The sequence below is a fragment of the Pedobacter folensis genome, from assembly GCF_056490665.1.
Genome location: NZ_JBWJIF010000001.1, coordinates 1,855,852 through 1,870,007 on the forward strand (window position 1 = coordinate 1,855,852; position 14,156 = coordinate 1,870,007).

9 protein-coding genes are annotated in these 14,156 nt (G+C 41.3%); all 9 read right to left on the reverse strand.

Annotated features, from left to right (window positions below; genetic code table 11):
* Positions 1 to 61 precede the first annotated feature (61 nt).
* Positions 62 to 1,321 carry a DUF2264 domain-containing protein gene (locus AC04QZ_RS07305; RefSeq protein ID WP_478357201.1) on the reverse strand — a complete coding sequence of 420 codons (1,260 nt, stop codon included), beginning with the start codon at positions 1,319 to 1,321 and terminating at the stop codon, positions 62 to 64.
* Between the two features lie 10 nt (positions 1,322 to 1,331).
* The gene (locus AC04QZ_RS07310; RefSeq protein ID WP_478357202.1) at positions 1,332 to 2,528 is read right to left on the reverse strand and encodes a glycoside hydrolase family 88 protein; all 1,197 of its coding nucleotides are present in this window, start codon (positions 2,526 to 2,528) and stop codon (positions 1,332 to 1,334) included.
* A gap of 334 nt (positions 2,529 to 2,862) precedes the next feature.
* A complete protein-coding gene (locus tag AC04QZ_RS07315) occupies positions 2,863 to 5,112 on the reverse strand; it encodes an NHL repeat-containing protein (protein WP_478357203.1) in 2,250 nt (749 codons plus the stop codon).
* 86 nt (positions 5,113 to 5,198) lie between these two features.
* Complete coding sequence (locus tag AC04QZ_RS07320) at positions 5,199 to 6,932, reverse strand: alkaline phosphatase family protein (protein WP_478357204.1); 1,734 nt, start codon at positions 6,930 to 6,932, stop codon at positions 5,199 to 5,201.
* 25 nt (positions 6,933 to 6,957) lie between these two features.
* Positions 6,958 to 8,412 carry a M60 family metallopeptidase gene (locus tag AC04QZ_RS07325; RefSeq protein ID WP_478357205.1) on the reverse strand — a complete coding sequence of 485 codons (1,455 nt, stop codon included), beginning with the start codon at positions 8,410 to 8,412 and terminating at the stop codon, positions 6,958 to 6,960.
* Positions 8,413 to 8,419: 7 nt separating this feature from the next.
* Entirely contained in the window at positions 8,420 to 10,147 is a 1,728-nt protein-coding gene (locus tag AC04QZ_RS07330; RefSeq protein WP_478357206.1) for an alkaline phosphatase family protein, read from the reverse strand.
* Between the two features lie 28 nt (positions 10,148 to 10,175).
* Complete coding sequence (locus AC04QZ_RS07335; protein ID WP_478357207.1) at positions 10,176 to 11,786, reverse strand: DUF5008 domain-containing protein; 1,611 nt, start codon at positions 11,784 to 11,786, stop codon at positions 10,176 to 10,178.
* A 10-nt stretch (positions 11,787 to 11,796) separates the two neighbouring features.
* Positions 11,797 to 12,543, reverse strand: coding sequence for a fasciclin domain-containing protein (locus AC04QZ_RS07340; protein ID WP_478357208.1), 747 nt, complete (start codon positions 12,541 to 12,543; stop codon positions 11,797 to 11,799).
* A gap of 48 nt (positions 12,544 to 12,591) precedes the next feature.
* Complete coding sequence (locus AC04QZ_RS07345; RefSeq protein ID WP_478357209.1) at positions 12,592 to 14,148, reverse strand: RagB/SusD family nutrient uptake outer membrane protein; 1,557 nt, start codon at positions 14,146 to 14,148, stop codon at positions 12,592 to 12,594.
* Between the last annotated feature and the right edge of the window lie 8 nt (positions 14,149 to 14,156).

Consider the following 14,156-nt stretch of genomic DNA (forward strand, 5'->3'; position numbering starts at 1 on the left):
TAATGTATTGCCAGTAGTTACGCCTAACTACTGGCTTTTTTTTAATTTGAATTGAAAACCATTAAAAATCTACATGATAATCTTTGGAGAAGGGTTTTGCAGCCCAGGCTTTTTTCGATGTCCATTCTGCCGCAGGTGCAGCCCAAAATTCGTCGCTGGCCGGTAAACCCAAAGGAAGGAAGGATAAAGTAGCCATATACAGACTGCCTGTAGAGGTATAATAATCTGCTATTTCAGGGTCATGCCCGCAAAAACCAAGCTGTAACCATCCTTTTGCATCAAAAGTTCCAGGGACATCATATATGTTCTGTTTAACTTTAGTTAAAGCAGAACGCACCTGAGCAGGCTGAATAGTGGCTGGTAACTTATGCATGAGGGCAATCTGGCTTAAAGCCTGAAAAGCACCGGTACGGTAGGTAATCGAGCGGCCAATTGGCGGGTAGGTTCCTTCAGGAGAAATCATGCGCTCCTGCCCTACTACGTAACGCTGCATTCTTTTCACAGCAAGATCATATCGTTCTTTTTTAATAAGCTTTTTATCCAGCATCACGGCAAGTGTATCCACCATCATCGGGTGAATCACAAAAGAGTTATAATAATCAAAAGCCATGTTTACGCCATCACCATACCAGCCATCGCCTTTATACCATGCATTTAAGGTATCTACACCTTCATTTAATCGGGCTTCATCATGCGGTTCGCCAATCGACAATAAAAAGGCTTCTGTAATAGAACCGAATAACAACCAGTTATTTTTAAAGGGCTTTCTGTTTCTCAATGATTTAAACGAAGCAATAATTTCTTGCTTGGTTTCAGGCTTTAATGGCTCCCACAAAGCTTTAGGTGCCCTTAAAAAAGTTTGTGCCAGGTAGGCTGAATCTACAATCGGCTGATAATCTTTGCTGAAATTTAGTTTATCAGGACTGTTTTTTGCAAAACAGCTATCCAATCCCTGAATGGCCTGTAATTTCAGCGTACTTCTTAAAACGCCTTCTTTTGTGGTATCATCAGGTAAGGAAAGCCAGGGTGCAATACCGGCATAGGTACGGCCAACAGCCTCCAAATAGGATACAGCAGGTGTTCTGGAGTCGAATTTTGGCGCCGTAACCACTGGCATATTTTTAATCAGTGTTCCATTGGCTAAATTAGAAACAACCGGGCTGGCAATTTTATATAGCAGTTTATACCAATATTCTCTATCGTTTTTTGATTGGCCTTTTGCAGCGTTATTAATTTTTGTAGCGGATAAAACTTCATTAGGATTAAATAACCCAAATACGCCAGTTAATGACAGCGCTCCTATAAATTTTCTTCTTTCCATTTTATGTGTGTTATAAATACCAGTTTTTATAGCGCATTAGCGCTTCGAGATAGTAATAATCGGCGTAACTAAGCGGAACGTCGACTTCCGATTTCAAGGGTAAAGCGCCAGTACTGTGCATGAGCAGAAAGCCACCGTTTTCACCCAGTTTTGCCCGATAGGTATCAGATGAAAGTGAAATAATCATTTTTTTTGCTTCGCTTACATATAATTTCTGCTCGCTTTTTGTTGCATACTGCCCTAATTCTAACAAACCTGATGCAATCACCGCCGCAGCAGAAGCATCGCGGTACGTATCTGGAATGTTTGGCGCGTTAAAGTCCCAATATGGAATCTGATCGGCAGGCATATTCGGATGATTGATGATAAATTTGGCGATGTTTTTTGCCTGATTAAGATAGTGTTTGTTTTTGGTAAAGCGGTACATCATGGTATAACCGTACAAGCCCCAGCCCTGGCCACGACTCCAGGCCGATTCGTCAGATGCCCCCTGGGCTGTACCTCTTCTCAGTACTATGCCTGTAGTCATATCGTAATCTACTACGTGATAAGAGCTATAGTTTGACCTAAAATGGTTTTTAAGCGAAGTATCGGCATGATTGATGGCAATTTTCTTGTATTTCGGATCGCCACCATGATCGGATACCCAGGCCAGTAACTCCAGGTTCATCATATTATCAATAATAACCGGGCCTTTCCATTGTTTACTGCTGTTCCACGATTGGATTACTTTAGCAGCCGGACGGTAGCGTGTAGCCAGCGAAGCAGCAGCCGTATCGATGGTTGGTTTATACAAAGCATTACCAGTAATGCGGTAGGCATTGCCAAAACTACAGAACATCATAAAACCTAAATCGTGGTTTCCGGTATAATGTTTCTCCTTCTCTAGTACCGCAAGGCGTTTTTCGGCTTCTTTTAAGGTGCCGGAATCTCTCGTATACTCATAAATATAAAGCAGCGAACCGGGATAAAAGCCACTGCACCACCATTTGGTATCGCTCGTTTCCAGTTTATTATTTTTGGCATAATAGGTTTTTGGCATGCGGTCTGCCGGTGTATTTTTGGCCAGTAACTGATATTGTTTCTGTGCAAATGCAAACTGCTTGTCGAGCAGGTTTTTCATTGCTCTTTTATCATCAGCTGCCTGTTGTGCATTAGCCATTACTGCTACAGCCAGAAAACATACGGCGAACAATAATTTCTTCATAGTTTAGGTAAATTTGTATTATTCATTTTGTGTTGAGCCTTAACATAGGCTTTTGATGTTGGTTGCGGCAAATTTGTGCTTTTACAAGTTTAAAAGAGGGTGAAAATTATAAATGATAAGGTAGAAAATCTGAAATCAACAACCTTTTCAGGATATATTCCAACATCTTCCATTTTTAAGACCTCGTTTTTATATAGTCGACCGTTCTTTTTGAAAAAATACTGCCAACCAGATTTCTACATATTTTGAAATCCGTAAAAAAGGACTGTCCTCCCATTGGAGAACAGCCTTTTTGCATTCTCATCGATAGCCCTTAATCAGCTCGCTACATTCACTAATTAATCGTACTGGATTTCATGATTCTAATTTTGTTGTTGCCCTGATCGGCGATGAGGAAGTTGCCGCCATAAGTATCGTACTTTATACCCCAGGGCTTATTAAACCTGGCATTGGTAGCCGTTCCATCAACATTTCCGGCGGTACCAGTTACAACATTAAATGCTGTAATGGAATCATCGGTAGCGGAGCCAGCCACCAAATCAAACGTTGAGGAATTAGTCATTTCGCTTGTTAATTTTGATATAGAATTTGCCTTCTCATTACTAATAAGAACAATACCACCATTGCTAATAAATATCCCCGAAGGATCATTATAGCTAGTAGTTTTAGTTCCTCTTAAAATCAACTTAGCATTGTTAGAAAGTGTGATTTTAAATAATTGACTTTCTGTAGAACTATAGCCAGTATTCCCCATACCGCTTACATAAAGATATTTTTTATCGGGGGTTAGGGCAATTGCTGTGGCCTGATAATATGCAGATACAGCAATTGTGGTAACGGTATTACTGCTTAAAACTATTTTGCGAATGCTACCAGTTGTTGTACTGGTAGAAATATCAGTTAGATATAACGCACCGGCCGCTTCATCTATGGTAATACCACAAGGGTTGGTAAAGGTTGCTGCTGTTCCAACACCATTTGCCGTACCTGCTGTTCCACTTCCCGCAATGGTCGTTACTGTACCTGCCATATTAATTGGATTAATGGTTATTTTCCTCACTTTATGACCAGAGTATTCTGTAACATATAACTCCGTGCCGGCATCGCTCAGCACCATACCTTTTGGCTTGTTAAATGTTGCTGCTGTTCCAACACCGTCAATGCTACTCGCCGTACCGCTTCCTGCTAATACAGTCGTATTGCCGTTTCTGCTTACCCGTATAATGCGGTTGTTGTTCTGGTCGCAAATGTAAATATTGCCCCGCTTATCGTTTGCTACATCGGTAGGGGCGTTTAAACTAATTCCATTATTCAAAGTCAGTGAACTCACCATCAAATTCGAAAGTATGGGTTCAGGATAGGTTGCAGTTTTAAGCGTTAGCGGAAGACTAACCTGCTTGGCTGCCGAACCCGTATTTACTGCGGTAATGGATTTCGAAGCAAAATAAGTATCATTTACTACTTCAAATTTCATATCCCCAGAGAAACGTATCCGTACACTCAATTTTCCATTTTCATCGGTAACGGCAGTGGTATCTAATTTAAATGCGGTTTCGCCGGTAATTTTCGAACTCACATTAACCGTTACCCCAGGTAAAATCTGATTATTTGCCTGATCATAAACCAACACATCAACAGGGGCTTTGGGACTCAGTTTTTTCGATTTTAAGGTTACTTTCCGATTTTTTTCATAAGCCATTCGGGTAATTACAGAATCAGGGAAGAAATAAGAGGGATCTGTTGTTCTGATTTTCACCTCGCCTTCAAATGGAGCATTCAAAATCAACTTTCCATCGCTGCCGGTTGTGCCCAATAAACCAATATCTTTAAAATCAGTTTCTCCAGTCAGTTTTTGCAGAACGGCCACATCAATACCAGGCAGTAACGCATTATTGTCTTTATCTAATACCGTAATCTCCAATGGGACGGTTAAAGGCTTAAGCTTAGCGATCAGATTTACAGCGCCACCCTTCACATTTTTAAGCGTTGCCAAAAGTGTATCGGGAAAATACTTCATGGTATCGCCCACCACTACCCTTACCACATTTGGATAAGGTAACGATACCACCAGCTGTCCGTCAGTTCCTGCATGTTCTAAACCTCCGGTAGAAGTATAAGTGTCAGCGCCCGGTGCTTTGGTATCAATTAATAAAGGAAAGTTAGAAATACTTACATTTTGCTCATCCTTAACGGCTATGTTCAGTGGTGCCATACCAAACTTTGGGGTAGTATGCAAAAGAATACTTGCAGCAGCATTAAAATAAACAGCCTGCTCACCTTTGTGATAATAAGTGGTATCTACTTCTACCTTTATATTATTCGGATAGGGTAATTTTGTCTTGATCAGGCCGTCTTTATCGGTTCTAATGGTATCTACCTGCGTATAGGTGCCGGTTCCCGTAGTTTGGCGACTAATAATTACTTTAACCCCAGCCACTGGCAACTGGTCATCGTCGTTAATCACTTTAATATCCAGTGTCTCTTTTGGTGTAGTGGTATCGCTCAGTGCTTCAGTGGCAAACTTTTTACAGGCAGCAAAGCATAGGGCAATACCTACAATGATGATATAGTATTTGTGTTTCATCTATATATTTTTTAGTAATGATGAATCTCCATACCTTAAAAGGATGCAGATCCATCAATATTTATGATTTAAAATCTATTGTTGATTTACGGTTTATAAAATTCCACTTCGTAGAGTTTCAGCCACGATTTCCCGTTTAACTTCCATGAATCTTCTACATTAACCCCAAACCAATAAATAATCTGCGAAGCAATATCTGAATTGGAAACCGCCATAACCGTATTGCCTGATGGTGCAGTTGCGTTACATACCGGTTTTTCAAAGGCATTCCATGCGCCTCCATTTCCACTAAAAACAAGGTCTTTACCTGCCGCAACAGGTGCCTGATTAAGCAGCTTATTACCATTTACCTGTTTACAAGGCCAATACCCAATTAAATTTGGATCACCAACGGCAACGCCATCACTACAGGTATAATTTTTAATTTCTGTATCTGAAAGGGCTTTATTGTATATGGCGATATCGTTTACGGCATATGATGAAGTATTTACTGCGGAGTTAATATTACCTAAAATCAGATCATAAGGTACCGTACCGATGTTCCTTCCTGTGATATCAACTGCTGCGCCAGGCACTCCATCCACATATAAAACAGCCATTCTTTTACCTGCATCTGTATAGATTTTTAGGGTTATGGCGTACCATTTATTCAGATCGAAATTAGCAGGTGCATATGCATAAATTAAGGTTGATGAATTATAGCCCATCACTACTCTAAACCTTCTGGTGGAGGTTGCACTCAGTTCTACCATGAACTCCCAGCCGTTAACAGTACCGTATGAAGCGTTTAATTTCGACAATATCACAGCATGCTGATTTGCACCGGCAGTGGATTTTACCTGAGCTTTTATCTGAATGGTTTTATCGCCTGTGCTACCAATATCGTAAATGCTGGCATTAGCAGCACTTAGTACCGCCTTTACATCAGTAACGGCCTTAGCTGCCGGAAACAAAAAGGCATCAGTTAAAGACACATTATCTATTTCTACCTTTTTAAAAGCCGGGTTATAATAAATATTGAAGGAGTTACGCTCCCGTTCCGTCTGGCTGGTAAAACCTTTGTTTATGCCACCATGATTGGAGGTAATGACCACTAACCATTCTTCATTGGCATATGTTTTTCTGGCTTTAACAGCCTCCAGTAATTTACCAATGTAAGTATCTACCTGCGTTACCGCGGCCTTATATTCTGGCACATCGGCAGAGTAGCCATATTTAAGCCCGGCCTGATTAACCTGGTTAAAGTTGACCACTATTAAATCGGCCTTATTAATCCCTATTTTTTTAACCGCCGTATCCGCTGCAGCGGCATCGTTGTTCACTGCAATCGGCTCATCAGCGTAAAGAAGCAGGCGATCAACCAGGGTATTCCAGGGCGAAACCGCTACCGAATACCTCATTTTAGGGGTAGCCTGCAAACGTTCAATTAACGAGGGATACTCTACAACCGCATCATGCTCGCTGGCACTTTCGGGAACGATAAAGGTACTATCCTGTATTTTATGGATGGTGGCGATCCCCGTCATGATATTTTTCCAGGTTCCGGCATCGCTTACGGGAGCATCGCTTCTGCTCTGCCATGAATATTTACTGTTGGGCAATATGGAAGCAATAACCGGAGGCATAATTTTTTTCACATCCTCTCCTGTAGCACCATCAATACCGATTAATAATACCTTTCTTTTTTTAACCGAAACAATCTCCTGTTTCTCGAAAACGGCCGGTGGATCATAATACTTTTTACAACCAAAAATAACGGCACAGAGCAGCAGCATGGTCAATACGCTGTATTTTTTTAAACAAAGTGAATAATTCTTCATTGTTGGTTTATTTTATTATTAACTATTATTTACTTGGATCAGACAACCATACGGTTTCGGTAAGCAATGGATATTTTGCCTGAATTTTAGCTTTGGAAACCGCACTTACCGTAATCCCCCACTTGGTTAAAAAAGGCTCCATATCGGTTTTGGCAAACTCCGATAAACGTTCGTAAAAGAAATCGATCTTATCCTGGTTGTTATTGGAGGTAAACCTTGCGTGCCTGGCTTCGGTAGCGAGGTAAGTGATAAAACTATATCCATAACGCTCCATTAACTGGATAAACATGCCTAGTTTAGCATCTTCTGATGCATTCGCGTATGATTTGGTACCAGTAGGTGTTACAAAAGCCAATGCAGCAGTCATCATGCGTTTATAATTACTGTGCTTATAACCATGGTACTTGGTTACCATTAAAGAGAAAATGTTGTTCGACACCTCACCGTTACCATCAAAGTTCCAGGTATTGTTCATCTGCATGTTGTGTCCCAGCTCGTGATAAGTACCCCAGTTCTGGCCTACCACCCCGCTTAACGTTACGGCCTGTGCGAAATAATTATCATTGGCCATCGCTACCACCGGGTAACCGCTATGCTGCGCCCCAACTGAAGGTTGTATGTCGTGAACAATTCGCCAGGGCAACATCGGATTTAAGTCTCTGGCATCGGCGGCATTTTCTGATAAACCATACCATTCCCAGTAGCAGTGTAAAATCTGCTCATCCCAAGTTTGCATTAAAGCGGTTGGACTGGCAATAGGGAATTTAGCCAGACGCGAAAGCGGCAAAGTAAAAATGATGCGTTTGCCACGCAGCTCGAAAAAAGGAACTGTTGTTTTGGCAATCATGGCTTTCCATTCTTCATCTGTGGTTTCGCCCAGCACAAAATCTGGCGATTTAACTGTTCCCGTAAAATAGAAATCTATTTTTCTGCCTAATGCTCTTGGTGGAATGATATAAACCTGGCCACCGTATAAATTGCGGATCAGGTTTTTACCTGGTGCAAGGTTATGGCGGGTGTAAATAACGGGTGCTCTTAACTTTGTAGTGATGCTGGTTAAATCATCATCCCATGCCCCTATTTGGGCAATCATTCCATATTCGCCCGCCGGAACATCGATCTGGATGAGTTCGCCTGCAGGTGCGTACATTCCCGTGCTGAACCAGCCCTGCGGTGGTACAGAAATCCTGAGGTTGGCATTATTGGCATATACAAAATCAAAGTCGAGCGTTACCTTGGTATTTTTAATCCGAGGTTCTGAAATCGCCACCAAACCTGGGAAAACCCTCGCCAGGTTAAACTGCGTTCTATCAATCTTATATTTCGAGGTATCCAGGTCCTGGTTTCCAAAAGTATCTACTACTTCAGTTTTGCTATAGCCATCTTCAAAAGAGTAGCCATAATCCTTTTTACAGGATTGGGTAAGCAGCAAAAGAACTGCAAAAGCTGAGGTTAAGCCTATTATTTTTTTACTTCTCATGGCTCAGTTATTTTAAAATATTAGTGTAAATCGGTGTCCAAACTTTTCCATCGAGGTTAAAACCTGTTGCATTGATGTTTAGCCAGCCTAAAATAAATCGTGGTATATCGATGCCTCTTGGTACTATTTTATAAAGTTCTGGTGTTGGCTTGATACAGAATTTATTGTCGTAATCTTCAAAGCTCTGCCACTGGGTAGATTTTTGGAAAACAAAATCACTTTTCGATTTACTCTGGTCCTTAATCAGGGTACCCGCGCCATCGAGTGCCGGCCAGTAACCGATTAAATTATTATAGTTGGGGTGTCTGCTATCTAAAAGCACCTGGCAGGCAAAATCTTTTATAACCGCATCGGGAACGGCGGCATTAAAAATCCTGATGTCGGTTATAAACTGTGTAGCACTGTTGCCATAGCCCGAACGATAGCCGGCAACTAAAGGTTCAGTATTGTTTACATTCCTGCCCGTTATTACCGTTGGAGAACCAATTGGATCGCCATCCTGAAACATCTGCACATACCTCACGGTACCCACAAAGTAGATCTTAAAGCCTATATGATACCATTGATTAACTTCCATGGCTTTGGTGGTTGGGGTAGAGATCGCGGCAGAAGCCAAACCGCCCAGCCTCCAGGTACCATTCGATCCGTTATGGATAATCCACCAGCCAGTGGTTCCATTGGCCGGACTGGCTGTTTTAAAAAATATTGGTGCATTCTGTGTTCCGAAAGCCTGAACTTTTAATTTAAACTCTACGGTATACTCTCCGGTTGTACCAAAATTATAGAGGTTCGATTTGGTGGCATCAACACTGGCAATGGTATCGCCGTTTAATTTTCCATAACTGCCTGAATAGGGTAATGAATTTAAATTAGCAGGTTTGTTGTAAATGGTCGACTTGAAATTAGGATTGTAAAGGATAACAAAGCCATTTAACAAGGGTTTACTATACAAGGTTTGATCCATTAAAGCCGGTATTACCGGATAATCGCCCCCTTTATTGGATGCAATTACGATGAGCCAGTTTTCTTTGCTAAAATTAGGCCGTGCTTTGATGACAGTATTTAGCTCGCCAATGTAAGTATCGATATTGCCCATGGCTGTTGCATATTGCGGTACACTGGCATCGTAACCATATTGTGCACCGGCCTTATCAACACCCTGAAATTCAGCCAGCACTACTGCCGCATCCTTATTGGCCAATTCGGCCAGTGTTGCTGTTTTTACGGCTTCATCGCTCGAAAAAGAAGTGTTTACATCTGCGCTGGTCACCAGTTTGGTACTCAGTGCCGGAGATATGCTAAAAGCAGCTGTTCTTAAACTGGTATTGTCTTTAACCCGTTTAAAAAACATTGGATAATCGGCAAGTTTATTGTTCGAAAAATCCTCGCTAATTACCTTATGTTTGGTCTTGTCTACACCTGTAAGCATATCGGCCCATGAAGTAGCGTTGAGTCCGTTTTCATCCGATACAGCATTGATGGTAAACATGCCATTTTTGATCATTTTAGATAAATTGGGCGTTGGGGATTTAAAAACCGACTCTCCCCTGGCGCCATCCACAATCACGTACAATACTTTTTGCTGCTGTGCATCAATAACATTGCCTCCGGTATTGTTAGAGAAATCCTTTCTGTCGGCTAATTCTTTATTACAAGAAATTATAGAAATCGTTAAAACGACTAAAACGGCCGTTAGTTTAACTATAAATGCTGACTTTTCTATTTTACTTTTCATTGTATGATTATTTAATAACAACATTATTTTATGGTTTAATAGAGATGCGGACAGCACCTGAAACCTGCTGGTTATCGAAAAGAGAAATTGCACCTGCAATAAGCGCGGTAGGGTTTCCGAAAATATCTACACTTTCGTACACATCGTTTACAATGCCCTGAAACTTACCGGTATTATTGTATCCGGCAGCTAAACTTCCGTTTGGATTTAAGATCATAAAACCCTGTCTAACGATGCCGTCATACTTTTTAAAGGATCCGAACACCAATATCTTACCGCTTTTAAGCTGGTAGGCTTTACTGATGCTTCCCCCTTCGATTGACTTTAGCACCAGGCTTTTATCTACCGTACCATCGGCATTTAACATCACTAGGCCTTTTGTGGCAAAACCATTGTAATTGTTAAATACACCAGCAACAAGGTATTTGCCCGATGTTGCGCTATAGGTAATGGCGTTTATGGCATCATCGGCACCTGTTCCTGAGGGATAAGTTGGATCCACCAGCCCGTTTGTACCGATTCTTACAATCCGGTTGCCACTCAGGCCCTGATAATTGGTAAAAGAACCGACCAGGATAATTTTGCCGTCACTCTGCATTAAGGCATCGCTAATCGGTCCGTTACCACCAGCATATGGCAGGTTTGCCGTTTTATTAAAATTATAGGTAGAGTCCATTTTACCCTCCATACTCATTTTTAACAAACCGTTTAATTTGGTATAGCCCACCACTTTATTATCTCTGGTCGAACGTTCGTAGAAATACTCAGCGTAGTTATTAAAGCTGCCCACCACATAAATGCTGTTGTTATAGTTAAAAACCTTATTCACCAAGCCCAATACCCCACCGTTAAAAGTGGCTACGGTATCGTAAGAACGATCTGAGCTTGTGCCCACTACTTCAACCTTCGATGAATCTAAAGAACCGTTTGTATTTAATCTGGTGATACTGCTAATGCCATCACGATCGTTATATTTGGTTAAGCTACCTCCTACAATAAACTGACCTGTTGCCAGTCTGAAAATAGAAGATATAGAACCGTTGGCACCTTTTCCGGTTGAAAAACCTGAAGTGATAAAACCATTGGAATTGGTTAATACAATATTGTTTATGGGCTTTTTAACAGTGGCAGCAGCCATGTAGTTATTAAATGAGCCCACCATAACCAAGTTGCCATTGGGCAGGGGTAGAATCTGCCTGATAACGGTAGCGCTGGTATTGGCTGCAAAAGTGGCATCTGTTTCTACTTTACCTTCAACACGGTAAGCCGGACCAAAAAAGATCTGATCATCAACCACCAGGGTAGTTCCGCCGGTACTCGCACCTACAGGAAAAAGCACCGTAATGGTTTTATCGGTTATTTTAGTAATGGTAGCTTCGGTATCGTTGATGTAGAATTTTACTTTATCCTTAAAAGGCATTAAACCATTTACCTCGAATGTGATCTGGATTGCGCCATTTACCTCTTCTGTATCGGATACATCTGATAAGAATTTTATACCCAATGTTTCTTTACCTCCTGCATAGGGATCTTCGCTAATGGGATTTTCCTTTTTGCACGATGAAACGGAAAGTACCAGCAATAACAAACAGGCCATCCACATGGTATTTTTACCAAAAATTTGTCTATTTCTTAACATATTGATGTTTTTATTGATTCCCAATTCCATTTTCTATTGCTATCGAATTAAAGTAGTTACTGCTAAATCCAAAAGAGTGCTTTTCGATTTTTAGCGCATGGACAATCCCGTTTGTAGGGTTGATATCGGATGAAGCCACCAGTGCATTTATCCAAAAGGCCTGTGGCCTTGATAAATCAGGGATATAAGAAATCATCAACTGCCTGTAACCCGCATATTTCACCCTTACTTCTGAAGCGCTTCCGGCATTGGTTACCGCATCATTATACACCACTCCGATGTTCATTGGCGTGCTATTGTAAGAAAGGTAGCCCTGCCCTTTATAGGTGTTCAGTGCCAGCGTATCAACCTGGCCATAATCTTTAAGCCGGTTGGTGCCCTTAAACAGGTATAAAGAAAGTACGGTTTTCCATACGGCCGGTTTTATATCGGTTAGTTTGGTTACGGTATCTTTTCCTGTCGATAAGAGTTCTTTATTTAAGGTGCGGATCGCTTTGCCAATAGTTGGATCGGTGGGTGCAAAAAATGTTAGGTTATCATTGCTGAAAACACTTTCCATGCCCGCTATTTTAATCACCTGGGTAAGGGTATCAAAATGTAAGGGTTTCGATTGGAGATATTGTAATATGGTACCGTCAAACTTGGCTTCTTTTACCCCTCCGTCTATATAATGTTCGTATTTTTTACAGCTAAAAGCTAAACCCACAATGATTGCGGCAAATGTTAGCAGTACTGTATTTTTATTAAACTTATTCATTGAATCTATTCTTTAATAGGTTAAATCTTATTATTTGCTTATTGCTTATTACCTCCAATAGTTATTCAAAGTCATATAAGGATTGTTTATGGTTGCACTCGGATCGATGGGCCAGGTCCATGCGCCTGCCTGAAATGCCGAAAACGAGAGTGGATTTGGCGTAAATTTTGGATCTATTATTTTTTTGGTGCGCACCAGGTCATAAAAATGATGCCCCTCGCCCATCAGTTCCTTACCTCTTTCTAAAAAGATGGCATCTTTTATCTTTCCCTCGCCCGGGTTGGCAGGGAAAAGATCAGCACCCGCCCTTGCCCTGATTACATTGAGCAAAGTTGCCGCTTCGCCATCACGACCTAATTCGGCCAGGGCTTCTGCATGCAATAAAATGGCATCGGCCAGTCTGAAAATAATCGGGTTATCATCAAGAGATTGAACCAGCGCTGCTCTATTGAAAAATTTATAAAACTGCCATGTACCTGTTTCGTCATAAATAGTTTCATCAAACCAAACGCTTTTACGCTTATCGGTACCACCCTCGGGATAAATTTTCTTCATGTAGTCTGATTTATAAACCATTTCACTATAAGGCCTGTCGCTATTAAAAAACGGCACATGTACCACAGAGAAAGAGTATTTATATCTCGCATCATCTACCGATTCTCCTATGTTATCACTCAACTGAACCTCAAAAAGTCCCTCTTGCGATTTACCGAACATGATGAGATAAGTTTGTTCGATAGGCAATAAACGATAGGCTTTTTCCTGCTCGACACCGATATTCTGCAACTCATTCCCCAGTTCATCAACCTGGTTGTAATAAGCAATGGCATTGGCGGCATCGAAACCCGCACACCACATATTCATGTGCATCATTAAATCTAAAGCACCGCCACGCATGGCCCTGATGCCTTTAAAAGTGGGGTCGCTGTAGGTCCATGGTAGATCATTTTTAACTGCGCCCAAATCGGCCAAGCAGCCTTTTAAAACCTTAACCATATTGGTGCGGGGTAGCGCTTCCTGGTTGTAAGCATCGGTGTAGTAAGGCACATCACCAAATAACCTCACTAAAAAGAAATAAGATAAGCAGCGCATAAAAACGGCTTCAGCAATAAACTGTTTCTTTTTTGCCGGTGAAATGGCGGCATCGGGCATGGCTTCTACTTCCTTTACCATAATATTGGCCGACTGGATAACTTTATAAAAAGGCATCCATTTTTGAATCAGATCATACCTCGATCTTAACTGAAACCATTCGTTAATGGCATTGGCTTCATAGCCAGGCAAAGAACGGTCAGCCCTTGCTGCGATGGCCATTTTTAGGTTATTGGTAGCCATATAAGCAAAATCGATACGAGGTGGATAACCTTTTGTTGACGGGATGACCCACCCACAACGGGTATCGCCGATTTCGAAAAGCACATTCTTCATCGAAGCTTCTCTAAATAAGCGGTATAAACCCAGGTCGTAGCCCTCTACATCCTTTTCATTTTTCCAGAAATTGTTACCAGACAGCTTACTTAGCGGCTCAACATTTAAGAATTTTTTGCAGCTAAAATTTACACTCAGCAGCAGTAATACTGATAGTATGTATATTATTTTTTTCATCGTTATCC

Coding starts and splice junctions, on each gene's coding strand:
- AC04QZ_RS07340 (WP_478357208.1), bottom strand. CDS start 12,543: ATGAATAAGTTTAATAAAAATACAGTACTGCTAACATTTGCCGCAATC.
- AC04QZ_RS07330 (WP_478357206.1), bottom strand. CDS start 10,147: ATGAAAAGTAAAATAGAAAAGTCAGCATTTATAGTTAAACTAACGGCC.
- AC04QZ_RS07315 (WP_478357203.1), bottom strand. CDS start 5,112: ATGAAACACAAATACTATATCATCATTGTAGGTATTGCCCTATGCTTT.
- AC04QZ_RS07320 (WP_478357204.1), bottom strand. CDS start 6,932: ATGAAGAATTATTCACTTTGTTTAAAAAAATACAGCGTATTGACCATG.
- AC04QZ_RS07325 (WP_478357205.1), bottom strand. CDS start 8,412: ATGAGAAGTAAAAAAATAATAGGCTTAACCTCAGCTTTTGCAGTTCTT.
- AC04QZ_RS07335 (WP_478357207.1), bottom strand. CDS start 11,786: ATGTTAAGAAATAGACAAATTTTTGGTAAAAATACCATGTGGATGGCC.
- AC04QZ_RS07345 (WP_478357209.1), bottom strand. CDS start 14,148: ATGAAAAAAATAATATACATACTATCAGTATTACTGCTGCTGAGTGTA.
- AC04QZ_RS07310 (WP_478357202.1), bottom strand. CDS start 2,528: ATGAAGAAATTATTGTTCGCCGTATGTTTTCTGGCTGTAGCAGTAATG.
- AC04QZ_RS07305 (WP_478357201.1), bottom strand. CDS start 1,321: ATGGAAAGAAGAAAATTTATAGGAGCGCTGTCATTAACTGGCGTATTT.